The sequence below is a fragment of the Dyella terrae genome, from assembly GCF_004322705.1.
In the GTDB taxonomy this organism is placed as follows: Bacteria; Pseudomonadota; Gammaproteobacteria; order Xanthomonadales; family Rhodanobacteraceae; genus Dyella_D; species Dyella_D terrae.
In genome coordinates this window covers 256,041-280,276 of record NZ_SIZZ01000001.1, presented here as the reverse complement: position 1 = coordinate 280,276, position 24,236 = coordinate 256,041, and the positions used below count along the sequence as shown (strand labels likewise).

The following is a 24,236-nucleotide window of genomic DNA, read 5'->3' as shown; positions in this document are numbered from 1 at the left end:
TCAATGCCTTGGCTGCGCTGATGTGCGCCGGTTGGCAGCTTTGCCCTGGATGTTGGTCCAGGGTCCCGGGCACGCCAGCTTACGTTCGATAGTTGTCCACTTCGCGGTATCGGCGCGCGTACAAGCCGAAGGCCAGGGCCGCCAGCAAGGCAAAACCCGCGAAGAAGAACATCTGGAAGGCCGTCACGCTCATACCGCTGCGGGCGATATGGCCGGTCACGGCGTCATTGCGAACGGCAAAGTTCGCCAGCAGCACCCAGAGGTTGCCCACGGTCGTGGTGAGATTCCAGAAGCTCATCACCACGCCCTTCATCGATGGCGGCGCCTGGCTGTAGGCAAACTCCAGGCCGGTCGCCGACACCAGCACCTCGCCAAAAGTCAGGAACGCATAGGGCAGGATCTGCCAGACGATCGATAGCGCGTCGCCACCGTCGAGCAGCAACTGGAAGGCACCGACCACGATCCAGGCCACGCCGCTGAAGGCGATGCCCGCCGTCATGCGCCGCAGGGCCGTCGGCTCCCAGCCCATCCGGCGCAATGCCGGATACAGCACAAGGTTGTTGAACGGGATGAGCAGCATCACCAGCAGCGGGTTGAGTGCCTGCATCTGCGCCGGGTGGAACCAGTCCGGCGTCGTCATCTCGCCACCCTGCAGGACCCAGGTCGATGCCTTCTGGTCGAACAGCGAGAAGAATGGCGTGGTCAGCGCGAAGATCAACAGCACCCGCAGGACATTGCGCGCACCATCCACCGCAGCATCGGGATGAAGGCCACGCGCGCGCTCCATCTGCAGCCACGCACCTCCACCGACGCCACCGATCAGCGCCACCAGTGCCAGGCATGCCGAAATGACGAAACCGAGCTGCGTCATGCACGCAAAGGCCGTCATGGCCAACAGCAGACCCGCGACGGCGACATACAGTCCCGGTCGGCCCTCCCCTGCCTTTCTTTCCAGCAGCGCCGTGCGGATGACACGCGAAAACGCATGCGGATCGGGGGGCGACGGCGGCACGCGCACATACTTGTTTCGCCCCAGCCAGAACACGAACGTGGCGACGAACATCAGCGCACCCGGTATGCCAAAGGCCACCGCCGCACCGTAATGGCGCAGGAAGATCGGCATCAGCAGCGATGCGAACAACGAACCGAAATTGATGATCCAGTAGAAGGCGTCAAATACCACTTTCGACAGGTGTTTGTTGGTCTGGTCGAACTGGTCGCCGACGAAGGACGCCACCAGGGGTTTGATGCCTCCTGCACCGAGCGCAATCAGCCCCAGACCGATGTAGAAGCCCGTCGGATGGTGCTCGAACAGCGCCAGGCACAGGTGGCCGACGCAGTACACGAGGCTCATCCATAGCACGGTGTTGTACTTGCCGAAGAACCGATCGGACAGCCATCCACCCAGCAGCGGGAAAAAGTACGCGCCGATCACGAAGGTGTGGAAGACGTCCTTGGCGGCACCCGGACGCGCCTCCTCGGGCATGTACATCAGCAAGGACGTGATCAGGAACGGCGTGAGGATGTTGCGCATGCCGTAGAAGGAAAAGCGCTCGCAACCCTCGTTGCCGATGATGTAGGGGATCTGGCGTGGCAGACGGCCGCGCTCGGTCTGGGTGGCGGTGCTCATCCACGGTCCTGCCGACGAAACGTCTGAGTTTGCCGCAAGTTCTTGCGCCAACCAAGCGAATTGTCGGTGCCACTTGCGGCAGGTGGCGCGCTGATAAGCTGCGCGTCTCACCGCCAGGGGACCTCGTCATGCGCTCACCCAAGTCATTGATCGTCATCATACTTCTGGCGATGGCGGCCTTTGCATGGCAACGACTTGCACCCCATCAGGCGCCTGAAGCCGCACCCCCGGCAGCCGTCCAGCCTCATCGGACCAGTCCGAATGACGACCCCCGTGCCGCTACCAACATCCCCGCCTTGCCCGCGTTCCTCCCGACCGAGGCCGCCGAGACAGTGGGTCGCATCGTGCGTGGCGGCCCCTTTCCCTACCGCCAGGACGGCGTGATCTTCGAAAACCGCGAAGGTCGCCTGCCCATGCAGCCGCGCGGTTACTACCACGAGTACACAGTTGAAACACCGGGACTGGATTATCGGGGCGCACGCCGCATCATCACGGGCGGCAATCCCCCCGTGGAGTACTACTACACGGATGACCACTACCGGACTTTCCGGCCTTTCCAGGTGAGCCCATGAACGACCACGACGAAAACCACGACGGCGAACTCGATCTGACCAATCCCGCGCGCGGAGGCGTGTTCTTCGTGGTTGAGGAGGACCTGGACGGACTCAGCGGCTCGGCCAGGGACCATGGCCAGTTCTCCGCCCGCATTTCGCTTGAAGGCTGCGAAGGCAAGGCGACGCTGCTTGAGCGACTGCAGGCCGGCCTCTCGCTGCCGGCCACGTTCGGTCACAACTGGGACGCCCTGACCGATGCGATGCGCGACCTTTCGTGGATCAAGGCACCGGGCTATGTCATCCTTTTCGACCACGCCCAGGACTTGCGCGAAGGCAACCAGGACGATTTCGATACCTTGCTGGACATCCTCGACGAAGCCGCCGAGGAATGGCTGGACCAGGGCATCCCGTTCTTCGCCTTCTTCGCCTTGCCCGAAAGCGCCTTCGACGATCCGGACTACTGACCCGCCCATGCAGCAAACCATCGACTTCGAACTCGACGCCCGCCACGAACACGTCGAACTGAACCAGCTGCTCAAGCTGGTTGGCCTGTGCGACAGCGGTGGCGCCGGCAAGGCCATCGTGGCCAGCGGCGTGGTGTATGTCGACGGTCAGCAGGAACTGCGCAAGACGTGCAAGATCCACCCGGGCCAGGAAGTGACGCTGGAGGATTTCCTCATCCGCGTCCTTCCGGCCAACTAAGCCTCCGGATACGGCAAGGCATCCAGGCGCGCATCCAGTTCAGGATGCTGCGGCAGGCGAATGCCGAACACACTCTCCAGCGCGTCGCGCAACTCCTGCACGGATTGCAGGGTGCGGCGCCGCGTTTCGCTGCCGGTGATGTGTTCGCCCAGATCGCGATTGCGCAGGACGTGGCGCCTGCCGGGGACAGTGCGGGTCACGATCAGCGTGTGCAGGAAATGCGATTCGGGGAACGTCGACGTGTAGTGGTTCGCCAGCACATAGTCGATGTCGTAGCGTGGCTGCAGGTCAAAGCGATACAGCGTTGACCACTGGTCGCGCACGAGTGCCTGCATGCGCCACTCGCCATCGCGTTCGATCAGGCGGTAAGGCTCATGTGCGGTCAGTTGCGGCTCTTCGGGGATCAGCGCCAGCGCGCCCGACAAGGCCATGCTGCCGTAGCCGACGTCGACCAGGTAGCTGCCCTCCGGCAGTTCAACGCGCAGCAGCATGTGCGTCTGCGCCGTAATGGCGTCCTCGTCCCGACCCCACAACACCCGGGCGATCAAGCCGTGCACATCGAAGCCGACCTCGCGCAACACTTCGCGGAACAGAAAATTCTGTTCGAAGCAGTAACCACCGCGATGATCAACCACGAGTTTCTGTTCAATGGCCGGCAGATCGAGCTGCACGGGCACGCGCAGGAAGGGATTGAGGTTTTCGAAAGGGATGTTCGCGACATGGGCGATCGCCAGCGAACGCAAGGTTGCCAGATCGGGACGAAGTGGTGTCGTGATGCCGGTGCGACGCGCGTAAGCCTGGAGGTCGATCGTGGACATGGGCCTGGGACGGTGGGCGGGGAACCCGCACGATAGCATCGGTGCCGCGCTTCGATGAGACGCGGCAGGGCATATGGAAGGGCCGTCGTCTGATCATGCGTTCACGCCCGCGGGCGCAATGTAACTTTGCCCAGCCATCCGTCGAATAACAGACAGACCCCGCCGATACGGGACCCTCAACCTTCGTTGCCGGAGCACCCCATGTCTGTCATCACGCGCTACACCCTGCGCGGCCTGGCCGCCGCGCTGACCCTGGCCCTGCTCAACGCCTGCAGCTCGCCGGCACAAGCGGCTGACGGCGCCCTGCCCGCCCCCAGGGTGGACGACGCGCTCGCCGCCACGCACGGCGAAGCAACCGCCGTATTCGCGGGCGGGTGTTTCTGGGGCGTCGAATCCGTGTTCGATCATGTCAAAGGCGTGCGCAAGGCGTGGAGCGGCTACGCAGGCGGGCAGGCCTCCACCGCCCATTACGATGCCGTCAGCGATGGCGACACGGGCCACGCCGAGTCGGTGAAGGTGGTTTATGACCCCGCACAGGTCACCTATGGGCAGCTCCTGCAGGTGTTTTTCTCCGTGGCCACCGATCCCACCGAACTCAATCGACAAGGGCCTGATGTCGGGACGCAGTATCGCTCGGCCGTGTTTTACGGCAGCGACGAACAGAAGCGCATTGCCACGGCGTATATCGAACAACTGACGAAGGCGCATGCTTTCAGCGATCCCATCGTCACCCAGGTCGTTCCGCTGCAAGGCTTCTACAAGGCCGAGGACTATCACCAGGACTACGCCAGGCAACACCCGGACCAGCCGTACATCCTGATCAACGATGCGCCCAAAGTGGCGCGCCTCAAGTCCTGGTTCCCGTCGATGTACCGGGCGGAAGCAACGGTGGTGAGCGTCCAGCTGCACTGAACGCACCCACGCGGATCAGGTGGCCTTCGGCGGCACCAAATGCAGCTTTGCCGCCGTGGGCCGGAGGCTGGGCCTCAGCATCCCTTCGATGTCTTGCGCCGGCTGCGGCCGCGCATAGAAATAGCCCTGCCCTTCGGAGCACCCTGCCCGAAGCAGGAAGTCGTGTTGCTCCTGCGTTTCGATGCCCTCGGCGATCGGCCGCAGCCCGAGGCTTCGCGCCATCGCCAGCATCGCCTGGGTAATGGCTGCGTTGTTGGCATCGCCGGGAAGCCCGGCGATAAATGAGCGATCGATCTTGAGGAACGCGATCGCCGAAAGCTTCAGGTAGGCAAGCGACGAATAGCCCGTGCCGAAATCGTCGATGGCAACACCCACGCCAAGGCCATGGATCGCCTGCATCGTGCGTTCGGTTTGCTCGCCGAGGCGCAGGATCGCGCTTTCCGTGATTTCGATGAGCAGGCGCTCACCGGATAGCCCGTTCGCTTCGAGCGCTTCGGCCAGTCGATCGACAAATGCGCGCCGGCCAATCGTACTGGCCGACACGTTCACCGCCATCCGCAACGAAGGCAAGCGCAATGCATCCCACCGACGCAGCTGTGCGCAAGCCTCTCCAAGCACCCATTCGTCAATCTCGCGAATGAGGCCAAGGTTTTCCGCCATGGGAATGAAGTCATCCGGATAGAGCATGCCCCGCTCCGGATGCTGCCAGCGAACCAGCGCCTCCACGGCCATGATGCGCCCGGTACGAAGCTCGACATTCGGCTGGAAGACCAGGCGAAACTCCTTGCGCGCGAGCGCCTGGCGCAGATCCACCGCAAGCGACAGCCGGCGACGCGCGTCGGCATGCATCAGCGGCGAGTACAGGCGGTAAGCATTGCGCTCTTCGGTCTTGGCGACGTACATCGCAGCATCGGCGTTGGTAATCAGCGTCATCGGATCGCCGCCATCCAGCGGGAAACCGGCGATGCCAATGCTCGCGCTCAGCGCAATTTCGTAATCCTTGACGCGCACCGGTTCGGCCAGGCACGCCAGCAAACGATTCGCCACCTCACGGGCATCTTCCCGCGTCGCCAGCTTGCCCACCAGCACCGTGAACTCGTCGCCGCCAATGCGACCGGCGATCTCGTTATCACCCAGCACGCTGTTGATGCGCTCGGCCACCTTGATCAGCAGGCTGTCACCGATGGCGTGGCTGTAACTGTCGTTGACCGCCTTGAACGCGTCGAGATCGACGAAGAGCACCGCCACGGCGTTGCGTTCGCGCGTGGCCATCAGAATGGCCTGTTCGCACATGCGTTCGAACTGCGAGCGATTGACCAGGCCCGTCAGCGCATCGTGCGTCGCCAGGTGTTCGAGTCGCTCGCGCGCTGCCTTGCTGGTGGTGATATCGGTAAGTACGGCGACGTAGTGCTGGATGCGACCGTACGTGTCGCGAATCGTGCTGATGCTAAGCAGCTCCGGATACAGCGTGCCATCGCGTCGCTGGCTGATCACCTCACCCTGCCACGTTCCCACGACCATGAGGGTGGCCCAGATGCTGTCGGGCATGGGCGAGCCATCGAGCATGGTGCGCGATTCATCGAAGCGCATCGGACGCAGGCTGCGCATGTCGTAACCGGTGATGCGCGTGAAGGCTTCGTTGACGGTGGTTACGTAGCGGTCGGCATCGGCGATGATCACGCCTTCGGCAATGCCGGCCAACGCTTCGGCCGCAATGCGCCGCTCCTGTTCCATCACGACGCGTTCGGTGATGTCGGTGATGATCGCCTGCCGCACGAAGCGGTCACCCCACATCGCCAGCGTGCTCTGCATCTCCACCGGACGCGTGTGACCTTCCACGTCACGTAACAGGCTCATCATGCCGTCCTGCGGCAGTCCGATACGCGCGAAGAGATGGGAGAACTTTTCGCCGATGAGATCCTTCGTCTCACGCCCCGTCCACACCGACGTCATGCGATTGACGTCGAGGATCTCGCCCGAGTGCTCGTCCACCATGACGATGGCTGACGCGGCGCTGTCGAAAAGCAGGCGATAGCGCTCCTCGGTACCGCGAATGCCGGCCAGGATGCGACGCGCCATGCGCAGCCACAACAACGACGCCAGCAAGGCGACCAGGAAAACGCTGGCGAACAGGACGTGCCCCAGCCAGGTCGCACCCTTGGCGATATAGAGGGAAAACCGGTCGCTGCGCGGCTGGATGAACTGGTTGAGCGCATTGATGCGTTCGCGATAGCGCTGCTGTTCTTCGGGCGGCGGCGTCCCGTGCGCGTAGACCAGCTGCAGCGTGTCCGCCATCGTGCCGAGTTCGGCAATCTGCTTCTCGACCGAGTACCAGGCGGCCATGGCCTCGCGCATGTTCGGCGCGTCGGAAAAATACTGCAGCATGAAAACCATGCCCGGAATCGCCGACGGGATAACGCCGCCCCGCCGGAACGATTCGTAGACGTCCTCACGCTGGAAATGACCACTGGCAATGGCGTCGCGTGCCGCCTTGTCCGACATCACCACCTGGTAATTGCGACGGAAACTGGCCAGGGCTTCCGGGTCGCCGGTGATCGCGTAGTTGTCCAGGTCGATGACGGACTGCTTCTGCGCCTTCGACCACAGGCTCTCTCCATTGAGGAAGCCGGCCAGCGTGACCTGCACTTGCAGCGCACCCCAGGTGAGCAGCAACACCAACCCGATCACCACCGCGAGCGCGTACGCCAGCGGCATCAGTCGCTGCAGGAGGGGCTTTCTCAAGCCAGTACGAGCGGTACGCATCGAGGTTCACTTCCTCTTCACGAGAAGCGTTCGACCCCAACGCGCACCACTCGCATGGCAAGCGTCATTTAGGCCGCAGCTTCGCTAACTGCCCACGGTTCCATCCGGACATCAAGGCAACGATCGAGAGTGATACTCATGCTCATGTAGCTGCGTCGCACACACTCACTCAAGAACGCCACATCGGTGGTCGACGGCGCCGTGCCCATTAGGGTACAGACAATTTCCAGAGCCTCCCATGGATGCGTATCGTCATAGGCCGCGTGCAACTGTAGCCAGCGCAGACTTTGGATCCGGTTGGTTTCCGCGAAGCTTTCAGCGTAGGCAGAACTTTCGTAGATGCGCTGGGACCATTCACCCGTGGCGCCCTCCACCGCGTAGTTGGTCGCAATGATGCCTGCGGCCAGCGAGGCCTTGCTGCTGACCTGTTCACACCATTCAGCCAGCGCTTCCGTTCCGTGGGGGGCACGCCCATGCAGGACTTCGTCCCTGCTGACGCCGGCGCCCTCGGCCCAGTTGAGCCAGTAATCGGCATGGTTCTGCTCCACGCGAATATTCCGCACCAGCCAGCGGCGGGCCATGTTCTCGCCCACGCTCCTGCCGTACTGGGTTTTAAGCAGGTTATGTGCCATGAAGGCCGGAAAACGCTCGATCACCGGCCACACACCCACCATGAAATCGCGGGTGGCGGTGGCTGGCAGGCGGCCTTCCCGCATGATCGACCAGATCTCGTGGTCGACCACGCGCTGCTTGGTGCTCTCACATTCGCTAACCATGTCCTGCGCCCACTGCGGGTAGCTGTTCAGGTTTTCCAGGTCACCGGTGCGTTCGAAAATCGTGCTCATGATGTCACTCCACTATGTCGTTCAGGATCGCCAGCCCCTGTGTGGCTGGCGCCCGGTCCCAGGGCGGTCCCGGAACCTCATAGTGTTCGCCACGTCCCCTCAAGGCGACATCCGCATGGATGCGTCGCAAGCCTCGCGAAACCGGCGCATGATCGAAACCTCCTCAGAACCTGGAGGCTTTCCCATGTACGTGGATGGTTTCGTCCTTCCCCTGCCGGTAAAGAACCTGGCTGCGTATAAACGTCTTGCACGCAAGGCAGGAAAAATCTGGCTGGAGCATGGGGCACTGGCCTATCGCGAATGCGTCGCGGATGACGTGCAGGGAGGCGAATTGACGTCTTTCCCTCAGGCGGTTCAGCTCAAGCGCGGTGAGACCGTCGTCTTTTCATGGGCCGTATACAAGTCACGCGCGCATCGCGACCGCGTGATCAAGAAAGTGATGTCCGATCCGCGCCTGGACCTCAAGCCCAGGGAGCTACCGTTCGATGGCATGCGGATGTTCTGGGGCGGGTTCAGGACCATCGTCAATCTGGACGCATAAGCCATCAGGAAGTGAGACCCGGCGACCCGGCGTTCTCACTTCCCTCCGTGCACTTACTCAGATCATCGGCAGCTTAAGGCCCTGCTCGCGCGCGCAGTCGATCGCGATGTCATATCCGGCATCCGCATGACGCATCACGCCCGTACCCGGGTCGTTCCAGAGCACACGTGCCAGTCGTCGATCGGCCGCTTCGCTGCCATCGCAGACGATGACGACACCGGAGTGCTGCGAGTAGCCCATGCCAACGCCGCCACCATGGTGGAGCGACACCCATGTCGCGCCGCCAGCAACGTTCAGCATGGCATTGAGCAGCGGCCAGTCACTGACCGCATCGCTGCCGTCCTTCATGGCTTCGGTCTCGCGGTTCGGGCTGGCCACCGAACCGGAGTCCAGGTGATCGCGACCGATCACGATCGGCGCCTTCAACTCACCGTTGCGAACCATCTCATTGAACGCCAAGCCCAGCTTATGGCGAAGACCAAGGCCAACCCAGCAAATGCGCGCCGGCAGGCCCTGGAAGCTGATGCGCTCGCGCGCCATGTCCAGCCAGCGGTGCAGGTGCGGGTCATCGGCGATGATCTCCTTCACCTTCTGGTCGGTCTTGTAGATGTCTTCCGGATCGCCGGAAAGTGCCACCCAACGGAACGGGCCAACGCCACGACAGAACAGCGGACGGACGTACGCCGGTACGAAACCCGGGAAATCGAAGGCGTTCGCGCAGCCTTCGTCCTTCGCCATCTGGCGGATGTTGTTGCCATAGTCGAAGGTCGGCACGCCCATTTTCTGGAACGCGAGCATCGCTTCGACGTGCGTGCGCATCGATGCCTTCGCGGCTTTGGCCGTGCCCGCAGGATCGCTCTTTCGACGCTCGAACCACTCCTCGACCGTCCAGCCCGACGGCAGGTATCCGTTGACCGGATCGTGCGCGCTCGTTTGATCGGTGACGCCATCCGGCCGCACGCCGCGGCGCACGAGTTCGGGCAGGATATCGGCGGCATTGCCGAGCAGCGCGATGGATTTCGCTTCGCCTGCCGCGGTGTATTTGGCCATGCGCGCAAGCGCGTCATCGATGTCCGTTGCCTGCTCGTCGACGTAGCGGGTTTTCAATCGGAAATCGATGCGGCTCTGCTGGCATTCGATGTTGAGCGAACACGCGCCAGCCAGCGATGCCGCGAGCGGCTGCGCACCGCCCATGCCACCCAGGCCGGCCGTCAGAATCCATCTGCCGGCGAGGTTACCGCCGTAGTGCTGGCGACCCATTTCGACGAAGGTTTCGTACGTGCCCTGCACGATGCCCTGGGAGCCGATGTAGATCCACGAACCGGCCGTCATCTGGCCGTACATCATCAGTCCCTTCTTATCGAGCTCGTTGAAATGCTCCCAGTTGGCCCACGCCGGCACCAGGTTGGAGTTGGCCAGCAGAACGCGCGGCGCATCGGGATGCGAGGGGAAGACACCGACCGGCTTGCCGGACTGGATCAGCAGCGTCTCGTCGTCGTTGAGGTCGCGCAGTGCCCGCAGGATCGCGTCAAAGCATTCCCAATTGCGTGCCGCGCGCCCGATACCGCCGTACACCACCAGCTCGGCCGGGTTCTCCGCCACCTCGGGATCGAGGTTGTTCTGCAGCATGCGGAACGGCGCCTCGGTCAGCCAGCTCTTGCAGCTCAGCTCACTGCCGCGGGGAGCGCGGATGGTGCGGGTGGTATCGATGCGTGTCGGGGCATTCATAGGCGGTCCTGAACAGCGGGAGACAAGCTCCCGATTATGGGCGCGCGCCGCAAAGTAGGCTAATTGCAGTGCGGCAAACCGGTCGGGCCATTGATGTCCGAAAACGGCGAGTACATCCGGAAACCCGGTGCTAGGCTGTCTTTATGGAAACCGCCCACACCGACGTCCCCGACCGTCGCATCTGCGACCAGGCCCGCCTGAGCCGCGACGCCCGCTTCGACGGACTGTTCTTCACGGCCGTCACCAGCACACGCATTTACTGCCGCCCGGTCTGCCCCGCCCCGTCGCCCAAGCCGCAGAACGTACGTTATTACGCGAGCGCGGCGGCGGCCGAAGCCGATGGCTTTCGCCCCTGCCTCCGCTGCCGTCCGGAATTATCCCCGGGCAATGACATCTGGCAGCGCGGCGACCACGTCATCGCGCGGGCGCTGAAGTTGATGGATCAGGGTGTGCTGGATGAGGGCTCGATGGAGGACCTTTCCGCCCGCGTGGGACTGGGTGCACGGCAGTTGCGACGGATCTTCGTAGAACGACTGGGTGCGCCACCGATGGCGGTTCACACTACGCGGCGCCTGCTGTTCGCCAAGCAACTACTGACCGAAACGCATCTTCCCGTCACGGATGTGGCCCTCGCCTCGGGCTTTGGCAGCCTGCGTCGGTTCAATGCGGCCTTTCAGCTGGCCAATCGCATGCCACCCCGTGACATGCGCCGGCATCCGAGAGGCGCCGCCAGCGACGCGCTGACCCTGCGACTGAACTATCGCCCCCCTTACGATTTCGACGCCATCCTGGGATTTCTGCGAACACGCGCGCTGCCAGGCGTGGAAGCCGTTGACGACACGAGCTATGCGCGCGTCTTTGGCCCCGGCAATGCGCCGGGCTGGCTGAAACTCACCCACTGGCCCGGCCAGGAGCATGCGCTTCAACTGCAGCTGCATTGCCCGCGACCGGCGATGATGCTCGGTATCGTGGCGAAACTTCGACGCATGTTCGATCTCGATGCCGACCCGCTCAACATTGGCGACGTGCTCGGCCAGAGCCAGGTGCTGAAACCGCTGCATGCCCGACGCCCGGGCCTTCGCCTGCCCGGGGGATGGGATGGCTTTGAGATCGCGGTCCGGGCCATCCTCGGTCAGCAGGTCAGCGTGGCGGCGGCTCGCACGCTGGCCGCGCGCATTGCACAGCGTTACGGCACGCCGATTGCAACGAGTCTTCCGGCTGGACTCGAACGGCTTTTTCCCGGCCCGGATGCGCTGGTCGATGTCGACTTGCGCGAACTGGGCCTGACCAGCGCGCGCGCGAATACGGTCCGCGGCGTGGCGCGCGCCCTGCTCGACGGACGCATCGATTTTCGCCATGAGCAGCCGCTCGACGAATTCGTAGCGCGCTGGGTGGAGCTTGCAGGCATCGGCGAATGGACGGCGCACTACATGGCGATGCGCGCCATGAGCCACCCCGATGCCTTCCCTGCCGCCGACCTGATCCTGCGACGCGAAGCCGCCGCCGGTGGTGCCGAACTCAGCACGAAAGCCCTCACCACACTCGCCGAATCCTGGCGCCCCTGGCGCGCCTATGCGGTGATGCATCTGTGGCGCAACGCCAGCGATGCGGCGCATGCCAAAGCCGCGACGAAGGGACAACGATGATCTGGTACGACTACATGCCCAGCCCCGTGGGCCAGCTTCGACTCATCGTGGATGAAAACGGCGTGCGGCAGATCTGGTTCGAGCGCGAGAGGCATCCCAAGCAGGCGTCGCCTGCCTGGGTGCGCGATGCATCGAAAGTTGCGTTCGTGCGCGAGCAGCTCGAAGACTATTTTGCCGGCGAGCGCCAGGCTTTCGACCTGCCACTCTCGCCCGAAGGCACGCCGTTCCAGCTGCGCGTGTGGCACGAACTGGCACGCATCCCGTACGGAAGCACCATCAGCTACGGTGAACTGGCGCGACGCATTGAACAGCCGCAAGCGATGCGCGCGGTCGGAGCCGCGAACGGACGCAATCCGATCCCGATCGTGCTGCCCTGTCATCGCGTGATCGGCAGCAACGGAAGCCTCACCGGTTTCGGCGGCGGACTGCCGACCAAGCAGTACCTGCTGTCACTGGAGGACCGCATCGCACGTGGCGACCTGTTCGGCGCCTCGCGCTGATCAGCGTCATGGCTGAGACGGCGGCACCTTTTGTGGCGACGCGGGCGGCTTCTTCGGCTGCTGCGTCGGCACGACCGCCGGGGTGACACCCACGGCACTTCGATAGCGATCCACCGCGTCGCGCTGGTTGGCATCGAAGCGGTCGCGCTGGGCCTGATCCGCGGCGTTGATGGCATTCATCGCCGCAGGATCGTTCGCATACGGACGAGCGACGGCGGCGGCCTGGCGCTGGCGTTGCTGCTCCTGCACCTGATTCTTCTGCAACTGATTCAGCACGTGGGCCTGCTGCGTAGCCTGCTGCGCCTGATAGGTGCGCTGGGCCTGCTGGACGGCGGCGGCATTATTGGCGGCCGTGCTGTTGGCCGGTGGCCTGGGCGGCTGCGTGGTCTGCTGGCCCATGGCGGGTGAAGCGAGAGCCAGCACCATCGCAAGGGACAACCACAACCGGCCCGACCCGTAAAGAGATGTAATGGTCATATGTCTGCGCGATCATGTTCGGATTGCTCTCTGAAATGATATGGATCCGCGCATGAAAATCCCGTTTCGCCTGGCGCTGAGTGCGGTTATCGCGTTCAGCTCAGGGTGTGCCACCCAGGCGCCGACGCCGGCTACCGCACCGCCCGCCCCCGTCCAGACCGCCACCGCAGGCGCGCGCACGCCGCTGCTGCTGATCTCGATCGACGGCTATCGCGCCGATTACATCGACCGGCACCTGAGCCCCACGCTTGCCACGCTGGCGAAGGATGGCGTGAAGGCCTCGGCGCTGATTCCGTCGTTTCCGTCGCTGACCTTCCCCAACCACTACACCATCGTGACGGGCCTTCGCCCGGATCACCACGGCATCGTCAACAACACGATGTCCGACCCCAGGCTGGGCAATTTCAGCCTCAGCAACCGCAAGGCGGCTGCGGATGGCAACTGGTGGGCCGAAGGGACCCCCATCTGGGAATCGGCGGGCCGCCAGGGCTTGCACACGGCAACGATGTTCTGGCCGGGCAGCGAGGCTGACATCCACGGCTATCGCCCCGATCACTGGCTTCCTTACGACGGCAAGATCACGGCCGACCAGCGCGTCGACCAGGTGCTTGCATGGCTCGACCTCCCGCCCAGCGAGCGCCCGGGCTTCCTGACGCTCTACTTCGACGACGTCGATCACGCCGGCCACAGCCATGGGCCGGATTCGAAGGAAGTCAACGAGGCACTGGGCATCGTCGATACGGCCATGGCGCGGCTCGTTGCTGGACTGAAGCAGCGCCAGATGCTCGACGCGATCAACATCGTTGTCGTGTCCGACCATGGCATGGCGGCCACGCCGGTGAAGAACAGCGTCATGATCGACCAGATCATCACGCTCGATCACGTGCAGCAGGTCAGCCTTGGCGTGCTGGCCGGGTTCAATCCCAAGCCGGGATTCGATTTTGAACGCGTCAAGGCAAAGCTCGTACAGCCGCACGAGCACATGCAGTGCTGGGACAAGGCGAGCGTGCCTGCCCGATTCCAGTACGGCAGCAATGCACGCGTGCCGCAGGTAGTGTGCCTCGCACAGACCGGCTGGCGCATCACCACGAACGCCTACATGGCCAAGCGCATGAAGGACGGCAGCGTCTCGCTGGGCGACCACGGCTACGACAACCAGGATCCGAACATGCGCGCCATGTTTATCGCGCACGGTCCGGCGTTCCGCAGCGGCGTGAACCTGCCTGATGTCGACAACGTGGACATCTACCCGATGATGACGCGCATCCTCGGCATCCAGCCGGCAACGAACGACGGCGACGTGTCGCACGTGCAGTCGGCGCTCAAGCCCCACTGACCGACACGCATGGCCTGGCGGTGCCACACCGCCAGGCCATGCTTACATCTCCGGAAGCACCGGCTCGGTGCCCGGCGACGGCGGGCCTGGCAGCGGTGGCAGCTGATACAGGCGCCACGAAATCAAAAGTCCCGCAACGACCAGCGCACCCACGAACAGCGCCACGCCAGGCCACCCGTGCGAGGCGTAGAACAGGCCACCACCCGCACCGGCCAGGCTTGATCCCATGTAGTACGAAAACAGGTACATCGACGATGCCTGCGCCTTCGCTGCTCCCGCGCGTCGCCCGACCCAGCTGCTGGCGATGGAATGGCCGCCGAAGAACCCGAACGTCACCGCGACGATGCCCAGGACGATCAGCCACAGCGATTGCGCCATGGTCATCATCACGCCAACCAGCATCAGCGCAAAGGTCGTCCAGAGCACCTTGCGGCGGCCCAGCTTGCCAGCCAGATGCCCCATCCAGGCCGAACTGAACGTGCCAATGAGATACACGCTGAAGATCAGGCCGACAATCGCCTGACTGAGGTTGTACGGCGGCGCCAGCAGGCGGTAGCCGATGTAGTTGTAGACGGTAACGAACGCACCGAGCAGAAGGAAACCTTCCGCAAACAACCACGGCAAACCAGGGTCTCGAAAGGCGCCGGTGAAGCGGGCATGCAACGTGCGGAGATCGAGGGCCTGCACGGTGAAATGGCGTGACGGCGGCAGGCTCACCCAGAACACCAGGCCGGACGCGAGCCCGATCACGCCAACCGTCGCAACACCCGCGCGCCATCCCACGAAATCGGCGAGCACGCCGGCCACCAGACGGCCACCCATGCCACCGATCGCATTGCCGGCAATGTAGAGACCCATGCCCAGACCGATGGAGTCCGGATGCATCTCTTCACTGAGATAGGTCATGGCGACCGCCGGCAAACCGCTCAGCGTCAAACCCAGCAAGGTGCGCAGGATCAGCAGCATGTGCCAGTCGGGCACCATGGCCGTCGCCAGCACCAGCAAGGACGAGGCGACCAGCGATACGGTCATCACCACCTTGCGACCCCAGGCATCCGAGATCGCGCCTGCAATCAGCATGGCAAAGGCAAGCACCCCCGTCGTGAGGGAGAGCGACAAGGCGCTCGCGGCCGCGCTGACATGGAAGTCCGCGCTGAACTCGGGCATGAGCGGCTGGATGCAGTAGAGCAAGCCGAAGGTGGCGATACCCGCCGCGAACAGGGCGAGATTGGTGCGCCTGAAGAGGGGCGTGCCGTGACGGATGTAATCGTCTGCTGCGCTCACCGCCAACTCGTCACGTCGCACCATGGAACTGTTCTCGCGCTTGCACCCGGGCCGGGCGCCGCGCGTAAGAATAGTGGATGGAGAAGCGCCGGGCGTTGAGGGGGCGTGATGTCGTTGCTTCAGGCACCCCGTGCACCCTTCTCCCCCGACAGGGAGAAGGGACGGGATGTGCCGCTGCGATCAGCCCGCGGGCTCCACCGTGATCAACCAGCCCTTGCCGGGCTCGACGGGAATCGCGGCTCCTGGCGCAAAGCTCGCTTCCGGCTGAAACGCGTCGATCGCGTGCGCGTTGAGCTTCACTTTGCGTGGGTCCAGGCCCAACTGTTTCCAATCGATGTCGAGCTTGACGCCCACCTTCTCCGGAGCCCACGACGCGATGGAAAGCAACGTCGACTTACCCTTGCGTACGTAGCTGGTCACCAGCACGTCCTTGCGGTCTGTCCTGACCGGTGTGTCGTGCACCCACCAGCCGATCATCTGCGCCTGACTGATGCCGAATGCGTCCCATGCCTTCCACAGCGGCCGCGGATCGCTGCCCTCGGACCAGCCCAGGCGATTGGTCATGCCAAACAGCATGCCGCGCCAGGGATTGCCATCGTGCTGGAGCATTTCACCCATGAGGCCATACGGAATGCCTGAGATCTCGGTCAGCCAGTAGTTGGCCGAGGTCTTCTCGTAATCGAACTCTTCGCCGAACCACAGTCGATCGATGTACGGCATCAGCTCCATGTAGAGCAGCACACTGTTGATATAGCCGTCGCGCGGGTTGTACTGACTGGCCGAGTGCAGATCGATGAAAGGTTCGGCGCGATGTGCCTGCAGCACTTTGCGCACGCGCTTCATCGTGGTGCGATCGTAGGCGACATCGTCCAGGTACAGGCCATCGATGCCTTCGTTGCGCGCGAGCCAGTCGAGGCCTTCGATGTAGTAGTTGTGCCAGCGGCTCTGGCCGGCATTGATCACGGCCGCATCGCGATTCTCAGGAACATGCCAGGCGGCGATGTAGTCGCCATCCAGATGCTCCTGCAACCACGAGAAACCGCCACCCTTGCCGGCACTGATCACCTCATGCCCGAGTGACTCGAGCATGGGCAGCTCGGGAGCACGATCGGAGACTTCACGCACCGTGTCGTAGATCTTGACCTTGATGCCGCGCTGATGCGCCGCATCGACGTACTCGCGCATGGCCTTGGCTTCAAGGAACGGATAGTTGATCCACGGATTGATTGGCGTCGCGTGGTGGATGTTCACCACGTTCGCGCCATCGGCCTTGATGGCATCCAGGTCGGCATACTTGTGAAAGAACCGCTCCGCGAAGTGCTTCGACGGATCGATGGTCTTGAACGGCGTGACGCGCATGACGATGTCGTAATGCAGCGACTCGCCCGCCTTCATGCTACGCGCGCCACTGAAGGCGTCGATGGCATAGCTGCCCTGCCCCGCACGCAGGCGGATGCCCCCCTGGCCACCATTGCTCCATGACGTCGGCATGCGCAGCGGTTGCTGGTGATAGAAGTTGGTATTGAGCGGTCGCTGGTAGTTTTCGTCGCGCAGATGGAACTCGAGGCCAGCGTTGACCGTGCCGATCCACGCACCATCCTGGTTCTTCTGTACGTCCCACTTCCAGTCATAGCTCGCCGGGGCCAGTTCGCCCTGGCGCCCAAGGCCGAGCTGGTAACGCGCGATGTCATTGCGCGGACGAAGCTCCAGGCGAATATCATCCAGCGTCGCCGCTTGCGTTGCCGTCAGCGTCACGGCGAGCGTGAGCGTGCCATCCGCTTCGAGGGTGCCTGTCAGCTCACTGCGCAGCGCGCCAGCCTGACCTTCGCTCTGCCAGTGCACCTTGCCCGGCCCGTCCTGTACCACCTTCGGCAGCGCACCCGTCGAGGCGTTCAGGGCGTGCTTGCCCGACGCGTCCTGCACGACGATGGCCATGGGCGATGCAAGCATCGGCTGCCATTGTTTGTTGAAGCCGGTCATGCGCTCGTCGAAGCGCGTTGCCATCTGCGCGGGAAGGCCATTGGCTCCGAGGGTGATCTGGCGCCCCAGGATGCCCAGCGTGCCCTTGTCGGCGGTGATTGCCGTGAATGGCTTGACCAGAGTGTCATCCTGGGCAAGCGTCGAGTTCAGCCAGCGCAAGCGCGTGAGCTTGAAAGGATCGTCATCGCCGTGAGCCACGGCCTGACCATCGCCGACGGTAACGCTGATCGGCACGACCTGGGCCGGGACACCTTCTGCGGCGATGGTGACTTCGCCGCGGTAGACACCCGGATGAGCATCCGCCGGAACATCGACACCCATCCACAAGGGCTGCACGCGCCCCTTCGCAACATCCACGCGCGTGGTGAACGGCTTGCCCGTGAAATCCACGCCACCGAGGTTGAAACTTGTCAGAGCCTGCGCGGGAATCTCAGCATCCGAAGGCCCCTTAAGCGCCGTGAACGTCGCCGTGACGTTCGAAAGCGCCCGCTCGGGCGCCCACACGCCGACCTGGAAGCTCAGATACTCGCCGCGCAGGGCTGTATCGCTGAATGCGCCGCCGGCACCGCGCTGCGCCCACCGCTCCGGAATCGCGTCGAACATGCGCACTGAGTTATCGCGTGTCTCGGGAAACAGCAGCATGGCCTGGTTCGCGTGCTTCGCCAGCAGCGCCTGAAGCTCCTGAGGCGTCGCGGTGCGCTCCATCAGCGTGTAGGCATCAAAATCATCCACGGCCTCGTAACGCAGCACCTCGGCCTTCGGCAGCTTGTCCCAGCGCTTGCCGACCTTGCGGGCCCAGCCCGCGTCCGCCGTTTCGGCGGGCTTGGCGTAGGTCACCGTGGGGTAGTTGCTGCGGCCATTGCTCACGTAGGGCTGGTAGTAGATCGCGTAGGTGCCGGGCTGACTTGCCTCGAAAACGAGCTGGCCCTGGGCCTGATCGATAACGCCGCGCAACACGTTGCCCACGACCTTGCCATCGGGGCCGGTAACGATGACGGCCACCTGCTCCGGATGCACATCGCGACGGCGCCATGGCAAGGTGACTGCAACGGCACGCTCGGCTGCCGACACCTTCACCAGATACCGATGATTACCAAACGCTTGTGCATCCCAGCGCAGGTGTACGCCATCCGTCTGCGCGGACAGCACCATCGGCGCCGCGAGCAGCACCCCCATCATCACCCACGCACTGCGCTGCACAAGCATCGATGCGACACTCCCTCGGAACCAAAGATGCAGTGTTTACCGCGTAAGCGCCGCGTCAGGCAAGTTCCGATAGTGATGCCAAATGGGCCGATGCGCCACGCGCCTTTCAGGTCACGGGCAAATGAAAGGAACCCATGACGCGCGATGTTTGCCGCGCAACATAACGCTCATGCGATACGTTGAAGGCGCCTCAGCATCAATCAGGATGCTCCGTTGTCACGCGGCACTTTCGAAAACACGACAATCGAAATGCTCCATATGTCGATCAGGCACCACGATCCGTTCGCATGGCACGCACTTCCCTGGCGTGCCCCGCTGCCGAGCGACCGCTCATCCATCCGAACAAGGCAATGCCTACGACGATCAGCACGGCGCCGATGGCCGCAAATCCATGGGGACGCGATTCGCCGAGCAGCACAACACCCATGAGCGTCGCAAAAAGCAGTTCAGCGGCCTGCATGGCCTCCACGGCCGCAAGCGACGTCGGTTCGCTGCGAACCATGTCGGTGGCACGAAAGAACAGAACCGTCGCAATGACGCCTGACGACAATGCAACACCGCCCGCGAGCATCACCTCCCTCCATCCGGGCGGACCCACGCACCACCAGGTAACACCCGCGAGTACCAGCCAAAGAGGCCAGCTACACAGTGTCATACCGAAGACGCGCTGCAGCGCGGTCAGCGTCGTGCCGGTTTTCTCCAGATGAAGGAGCAGCATGCGATTGCCCAGCGGGTATGCGAAGGCCGACACCACCACCGCCGACACAGCCAGCCAGTCACCGACGGACAGATGGCCGCCTGCATGCCCCCATTGAAGGGCGAACACGCCGGCAACGATCAGCCCGCCGATGGCGAGACTTCGCCAGGCCAGATGCGCGCGCTCGTCGCGATAGATCAGCGGTGCCATCAGCGGTCCTGCCAGCACCGTCGTCTGGAAGCTGCCCGCGATCAGCCACGACGGACCACTGCCTGCGGCCCAGGTCAACGGCACGCCGAACAGCACAAAGCCCACGCTACTCCACACCAGCCACTGGCGAGGGAACGTCCGCAACTCCCGCGGCAAGTCGCCCAATCCGCCCTGAAACGGAAGCACGATCGCCAGCAGCGGCAGCGTCATCAGGTAACGCAGGACGCCCGCCCATGCCCAGTGTCCGCCACCCGCAACGAAGCTGCGGTTGAGTACGTAGGTGAAGGTGAAGAACAAGGCCGAGCACAGGGCCAGGCCTACGGCGGCAAGGGCGGTAGAGCGCATGATCGGTCCGCGTGCGAAAGGAGACTAGTGTGGCAAAGGAGAGCCCGGGGAGGAATGGCAACGGCCCCGCGCCTGCGCACCGTCATAACACCGCCCCGCGAGCATCCGCAGAACGCCCGAATCCGGTCGTCACGCCAGCGGTAGATTCAGGCGAACCGCCAAACCACTATCGGCCATATTGCTGGCGATGATGTCCCCGTCGTGGACCTGCGCGACACGGCGCACGATGGCCAGCCCGAGACCATGGCCTTCCGCGCGCGCGGCATTGCTGCCGCGAAAGAAGGGGCGGAACAACTGCTCAAGCTCGCCCTCGGGAACACCTGGCCCCTGATCCTTGACACTTACCTCGGCGCGTCCGCCAGCCTTCCGCACGATGACGTCCACTACGCCCTGCTTCGGGCTGAACTTGATCGCATTGGCCAGCAGGTTGCCCACGGCGCGCTCAAGCAAGGGCACATTGCCGAACACTTGCACGCTTTCGTCCAGATCGATCTTCACCTGCACCTGATGCGCGCTGGCATCAAGTTCCGCGCGTTCAACGCACTCCCGTACCACGTCGGCAAGCAACACCTTGTCGCGCTCGAGCCCCGGAATGCCGGCCTCAAGGCGCGAAAGCGCGAGCATCTCGCCCGTCATGCGGTCGATCCGTTCGATCTCCTGTTCCGCCTGCAGGAAATACGGCGCCGACACGTCACCCCGGCTTCGCTGCGCCAGATCGAGAATCAACTGCAAACGCGCGAGCGGCGAACGCAGTTCATGCGACAGGTCCTGAAGCACGGCGCGGTCGTGCGCGACCAGGGCCTCAATCCGCTCGGCCATCGCATCGAAATCGCCGGAAAGCGCGGACAGCTCGCCCGGACCCTTTTGCCCACGCGGCCCCACGCGCGCCGACAACTCGCCCGCGGTGATTCGACGTGCCGCGTCGCGAAGCGCCTCGACGGGACGCGCGACGCTTCGCGCCACCCACCATCCGACGAAGCCGATCATCACCAGTGAAAGACCGAACTGGATGGCCAGGAAAATCTGCTGACGCGCCTGGGGTGCAAGGCGCACATGCGTACGGCTCAGAGCGACCAGTTGGCGCGGCTTGCCGTCGGCACCCGTCACGTTCTGCACGGCGAGATACAAACGCGGGTACGGCTGCGTCACCAGCTCGTGTCCCGACGCCAGCCACTCCGGCAGCGACGCGCGAACCGTCGGAGGGAGCCGCATGGGCACCAGGGCGTTGCCGTTTTCGTAAAGCGTGGCGTCGATGCCGTCCTGCCGCTGATCGTTGCGCCATTTCTCCAGCCCACTTTGTCCACCCCGGTCGAACGCTTCATTTGCGCCCTGGGCCAGCGACACCCAGTTGATTTCGACTTCCGTGGTGTACTCGATCAACCGGCGCGTGAGGAATCCGCCCAGCACCAGTACCAGCAGGTTCACGACAAAGAACCACACCAGCAGGCGCCAGAACAGCGATGTGCGAAACGGGCTCACTGCGCAGCTCCCAGCGTCATGACATAGCCGGCACCGCGCACCGAATCGATGCGGGGTGCCTGGTCCGATGCCTCGGCGAGTTTGTGGCGCAAGCGGCTGACGTGGACATCGACGCTGCGATCGAAGCGCTCAAGCTCGCGCCCCAGCGCCGCTCGCGTCAGCGTGGCCTTGTCGACCAGCTCCCCCGCGCGCTGCGCCAGCGCAAGGAGCAACAGAAATTCCGCCCCGGTCAGCGAGATTTCCCGGTCGCCCGCGAATGCCCGGCGCTCGCCGGGCAAGAGCTTGAGTACGCCCACTTCCACACTGCCCGCCGTCACCGGCGCCGAGCGGCGCAATTGCGCACGGACGCGCGCGAGCAACTCGCGCGGAACACAAGGCTTGCTCAGGTAATCGTCCGCGCCAAGTTCCAGGCCGATCACGCGATCGATCGGTTCTCCGCGGGCCGACAGCATGATCACGGGCAAGCGATGCTGCTGGCGTATCTCGCGCAACGTCTCGAGCCCGTCCTTGCCGGGCATCATCACATCGAGGATCAAGAGGTCAGGTCGCTGGGAGCGGAGCATGGATAAGGCCGTGTCGCCGTCGTATGCGATGTCCACCGTAAACCCTTCGTGCTGCAGGTATTCGGCCAGCAAGGCAGTGAGCGCGCGATCGTCGTCAGCAAGGAGAATTCGGGACATAAGGCTCGGCGTGGGTTTTGGCCATTCAAACCGGCGCCCGCCTGCGACGCCACGGGCTTTACGCATCTTTACGCTTTGGCAAAGAACATATACGCGGTGCCGTCGTCAAATAGTTCGCAAGTCCCCCAACCCACGACGAAGGTACACACCATGCGCAAGAATCTCCTCCTCGGCCTGGCCCTGGCCTCGGCCATGACCCTCACCACGGTGGCGTTCGCTGCTGGCCAGGACGGTGGCCCGCACGGCGGCTGGCACGGTCGCGGCGGTCATCACGGCATGATGATGGGCATGCAGAAGCTCAATCTGACCGACGCCCAGAAGGCCAGCATCAAGCAGTTGGTGAAGGACAGCTTCGCCAAGAACAAGGGTCAGTTCCAGAACCTGCGCCAGCAGCGCCAGGCGTTCGAAGCGATGGCCCCGGACCAGGTCGGCTACCAGCAGGCTGCCTCGAACCTCGCACAAGCTGAAGCTGCCGCCACGCAGCAGCGCGTCACTCAACGCGCCGCCCTCCGCGCGCAGATTTATGCGCTGCTGACCCCGGCGCAAAAGCAGCAGATGGCTCAGCTGAAGGCTGACCGTCAGGCCCGCATGGAGCAGTGGCAGCAGTTCCGCGCCCAACACCCGGTCTCGGGCGCGTCGACTGCCCAGTAAGCGCTAAGGAAAGCTTGAAGCGCCGCCTGATCCTGTGCAGGCGGCGCTTTTTTGGCTCAGTCTGCGCTGAAGTCGCGCACCTCGGTCGACGGCACCCAGACCGGCGGTGCATAGCCAACAGGCTTGCTACCCACGGCCACGCCACCGTGAAGCCGCGTCTGCTGGCGGTCGGCGAACATGTAGTACGGGAAGGGTGCGTCGGGCGCGCTGGCCTGGTCGAGCCATGCGCGATGCGCATCGGACAGCCTGAAATCCAGCGACGCAAGATTCGCATCCAGTTGTGCCTCTTTGGTGGCACCCACGATCAGCGATGCGATGCCGGGCTGATGAGCGGCCCAGTTCAATGCCACTTGCGCCATGCCATATCCCGTCTCATTAGCAACCTTCTCCACTGCAGCAACGATCCGCCAGTTGCGCTCAGTAAATCGATCGAATCCCGGCGCGCCGCTAACCTTGGCAAGACGACCCTCGCCCGCACCACCTGCCTCGCCCGGGCGATATTTTCCGGACAGCAGTCCCATGCCGAGCGGGCTCCATGCGGTGATGCCCATGCCCAACTCGGCCCCCATCGGCACGAACTCGTGCTCGATATGCCGCTCGATCAGTGAGTACTCCAATTGCAGGTTCACCAGCGGTGTCAATGCGTGGGCTTCGGCGAACGTCTGGGCACGTGCTGCGTACCATGCCGGCACGTCGGAAAGCCCCGCGTACCGAATTTTGCCGGCTCGCACCAGGTCATCGAGCGTGCGCACGACTTCTTCCGCGGGAGTGATGCGATCCCAGGTGTGCAGCAGATAGAGATCGATGTAATCCGTGCGCAAGCGGCGCAGTGAGCCTTCGACCGCGCGCAGGATGTTCTTGCGACCGTTGCCGCCGGCATTCGGATTGCCGGGTTGGGCGTTGTAGCTGAACTTGGTCGAGAGCACGACGCGATCGCGCACGCCGGCTTCCTCGACGAATTTGCCCAGCATGGATTCGCTGGTGCCTTCGGTGTACATGTCCGCGGTGTCGATGAAGTTGCCGCCAGCAGCCAGGTAGCGGTCGAACATGCTGCGTGCCGTCGTCTCGGCGGCGCCCCATCCCCAGTCGTCTCCGAAGGTCATGGTGCCCAGGGCCAGGCGGCTGACGCGCAGGCCGGAACGGCCGAGGGTGAAGTAATTGTCGAGCGACATGGGACGTCCTCCGGTTGGAATGGGGGCAGTCTCCGCCTTGCCATTGCCCGGAAAAAGCGTAATTTTGTACATGCTTTTAT

General features: G+C 63.7%; 21 protein-coding genes. 9 read left to right on the top strand and 12 right to left on the bottom strand.

What is annotated here, in order from left to right; translation table 11 throughout:
* Positions 1–79: 79 nt before the first annotated feature.
* Positions 80–1,630 carry a POT-type proton-dependent oligopeptide transporter gene (locus tag EYV96_RS01360; RefSeq protein ID WP_131149735.1) on the bottom strand — a complete coding sequence of 517 codons (1,551 nt, stop codon included), beginning with the start codon at positions 1,628–1,630 and terminating at the stop codon, positions 80–82.
* 128 nt (positions 1,631–1,758) lie between these two features.
* On the opposite strand from EYV96_RS01360, the gene EYV96_RS01355 reads away from it, so the two are divergent.
* Genes EYV96_RS01355 through EYV96_RS01345 form a run of 3 tightly spaced genes read left to right on the top strand, consistent with a single transcriptional unit; the run spans position 1,759 to position 2,886 of the window.
* Positions 1,759–2,202, top strand: coding sequence for a guanyl-specific ribonuclease (locus tag EYV96_RS01355; RefSeq protein ID WP_131149734.1), 444 nt, complete (start codon positions 1,759–1,761; stop codon positions 2,200–2,202).
* The gene (locus tag EYV96_RS01350; RefSeq protein ID WP_131149733.1) at positions 2,199–2,648 is read left to right on the top strand and encodes a barstar family protein; all 450 of its coding nucleotides are present in this window, start codon (positions 2,199–2,201) and stop codon (positions 2,646–2,648) included. The genes EYV96_RS01355 and EYV96_RS01350 overlap by 4 nt, the downstream gene beginning before the upstream one ends.
* A gap of 7 nt (positions 2,649–2,655) precedes the next feature.
* On the top strand, positions 2,656–2,886 hold the full coding sequence (locus EYV96_RS01345) for an RNA-binding S4 domain-containing protein (protein ID WP_131149732.1): 231 nt from the start codon (positions 2,656–2,658) through the stop codon (positions 2,884–2,886).
* On the opposite strand, the gene EYV96_RS01340 is transcribed toward EYV96_RS01345, so the two are convergent.
* Positions 2,883–3,704 carry an arylamine N-acetyltransferase family protein gene (locus EYV96_RS01340; protein WP_131149731.1) on the bottom strand — a complete coding sequence of 274 codons (822 nt, stop codon included), beginning with the start codon at positions 3,702–3,704 and terminating at the stop codon, positions 2,883–2,885. The two genes, EYV96_RS01345 and EYV96_RS01340, sit on opposite strands and share 4 nt — an antisense overlap.
* A gap of 201 nt (positions 3,705–3,905) precedes the next feature.
* Between EYV96_RS01340 and msrA the strand changes: the two genes are divergently transcribed.
* Positions 3,906–4,616, top strand: coding sequence for a peptide-methionine (S)-S-oxide reductase MsrA (gene msrA, locus EYV96_RS01335; protein ID WP_131149730.1), 711 nt, complete (start codon positions 3,906–3,908; stop codon positions 4,614–4,616).
* Positions 4,617–4,631: 15 nt separating this feature from the next.
* Here msrA and EYV96_RS01330 read toward each other — a convergent pair whose 3' ends face one another.
* Together EYV96_RS01330 and EYV96_RS01325 are read right to left on the bottom strand one after the other, a co-directional pair.
* On the bottom strand, positions 4,632–7,358 hold the full coding sequence (locus tag EYV96_RS01330; RefSeq protein WP_338068479.1) for a putative bifunctional diguanylate cyclase/phosphodiesterase: 2,727 nt from the start codon (positions 7,356–7,358) through the stop codon (positions 4,632–4,634).
* Positions 7,359–7,447: 89 nt separating this feature from the next.
* Positions 7,448–8,224: an iron-containing redox enzyme family protein gene (locus tag EYV96_RS01325; protein ID WP_131149729.1), complete on the bottom strand. Its 777-nt coding sequence runs from the start codon at positions 8,222–8,224 to the stop codon at positions 7,448–7,450.
* 115 nt (positions 8,225–8,339) lie between these two features.
* On the opposite strand from EYV96_RS01325, the gene EYV96_RS01320 reads away from it, so the two are divergent.
* Positions 8,340–8,765, top strand: a complete 426-nt coding sequence (locus tag EYV96_RS01320) for a DUF1428 domain-containing protein (protein ID WP_240732306.1) — start codon at positions 8,340–8,342, stop codon at positions 8,763–8,765.
* A 57-nt stretch (positions 8,766–8,822) separates the two neighbouring features.
* Here EYV96_RS01320 and hutU read toward each other — a convergent pair whose 3' ends face one another.
* Positions 8,823–10,493 (bottom strand): urocanate hydratase, encoded by a 1,671-nt coding sequence (hutU, locus tag EYV96_RS01315; RefSeq protein WP_131149728.1) that lies wholly within the window; start codon positions 10,491–10,493, stop codon positions 8,823–8,825.
* Between the two features lie 143 nt (positions 10,494–10,636).
* Between hutU and EYV96_RS01310 the strand changes: the two genes are divergently transcribed.
* Together EYV96_RS01310 and EYV96_RS01305 are read left to right on the top strand one after the other, a co-directional pair.
* Positions 10,637–12,139 (top strand): DNA-3-methyladenine glycosylase 2, encoded by a 1,503-nt coding sequence (locus EYV96_RS01310; RefSeq protein WP_131149727.1) that lies wholly within the window; start codon positions 10,637–10,639, stop codon positions 12,137–12,139.
* Positions 12,136–12,639, top strand: coding sequence for a methylated-DNA--[protein]-cysteine S-methyltransferase (locus tag EYV96_RS01305; protein ID WP_131149726.1), 504 nt, complete (start codon positions 12,136–12,138; stop codon positions 12,637–12,639). Before EYV96_RS01310 ends, EYV96_RS01305 begins: the two co-directional genes overlap by 4 nt.
* Positions 12,640–12,645: 6 nt before the next feature.
* On the opposite strand, the gene EYV96_RS01300 is transcribed toward EYV96_RS01305, so the two are convergent.
* The gene (locus EYV96_RS01300) at positions 12,646–13,116 is read right to left on the bottom strand and encodes a hypothetical protein (protein ID WP_131149725.1); all 471 of its coding nucleotides are present in this window, start codon (positions 13,114–13,116) and stop codon (positions 12,646–12,648) included.
* A 52-nt stretch (positions 13,117–13,168) separates the two neighbouring features.
* Here EYV96_RS01300 and EYV96_RS01295 point away from each other — a divergent pair, with 52 nt between their 5' ends.
* Complete coding sequence (locus EYV96_RS01295) at positions 13,169–14,452, top strand: alkaline phosphatase family protein (protein WP_131149724.1); 1,284 nt, start codon at positions 13,169–13,171, stop codon at positions 14,450–14,452.
* Positions 14,453–14,494: 42 nt separating this feature from the next.
* Here the strand turns inward: EYV96_RS01295 and EYV96_RS01290 are convergent, their stop codons facing one another.
* The 5 genes from EYV96_RS01290 to EYV96_RS01270 all read right to left on the bottom strand — a co-directional run bounded on the left by EYV96_RS01290 (position 14,495) and on the right by EYV96_RS01270 (position 22,333).
* Entirely contained in the window at positions 14,495–15,760 is a 1,266-nt protein-coding gene (locus tag EYV96_RS01290) for an MFS transporter (protein ID WP_131149723.1), read from the bottom strand.
* A gap of 156 nt (positions 15,761–15,916) precedes the next feature.
* The gene (locus EYV96_RS01285) at positions 15,917–18,922 is read right to left on the bottom strand and encodes a glycoside hydrolase domain-containing protein (RefSeq protein ID WP_131149722.1); all 3,006 of its coding nucleotides are present in this window, start codon (positions 18,920–18,922) and stop codon (positions 15,917–15,919) included.
* A gap of 265 nt (positions 18,923–19,187) precedes the next feature.
* On the bottom strand, positions 19,188–20,174 hold the full coding sequence (locus tag EYV96_RS01280; RefSeq protein WP_131149721.1) for a multidrug resistance efflux transporter family protein: 987 nt from the start codon (positions 20,172–20,174) through the stop codon (positions 19,188–19,190).
* Between the two features lie 129 nt (positions 20,175–20,303).
* On the bottom strand, positions 20,304–21,653 hold the full coding sequence (locus EYV96_RS01275) for a sensor histidine kinase (protein ID WP_131149720.1): 1,350 nt from the start codon (positions 21,651–21,653) through the stop codon (positions 20,304–20,306).
* Complete coding sequence (locus tag EYV96_RS01270) at positions 21,650–22,333, bottom strand: response regulator (RefSeq protein ID WP_131149719.1); 684 nt, start codon at positions 22,331–22,333, stop codon at positions 21,650–21,652. The genes EYV96_RS01275 and EYV96_RS01270 overlap by 4 nt, the downstream gene beginning before the upstream one ends.
* A gap of 150 nt (positions 22,334–22,483) precedes the next feature.
* Between EYV96_RS01270 and EYV96_RS01265 the strand changes: the two genes are divergently transcribed.
* Entirely contained in the window at positions 22,484–22,984 is a 501-nt protein-coding gene (locus EYV96_RS01265) for a Spy/CpxP family protein refolding chaperone (protein WP_131149718.1), read from the top strand.
* Positions 22,985–23,040: 56 nt separating this feature from the next.
* On the opposite strand, the gene EYV96_RS01260 is transcribed toward EYV96_RS01265, so the two are convergent.
* On the bottom strand, positions 23,041–24,156 hold the full coding sequence (locus EYV96_RS01260) for an aldo/keto reductase (RefSeq protein WP_131149717.1): 1,116 nt from the start codon (positions 24,154–24,156) through the stop codon (positions 23,041–23,043).
* Positions 24,157–24,236 lie beyond the last annotated feature (80 nt).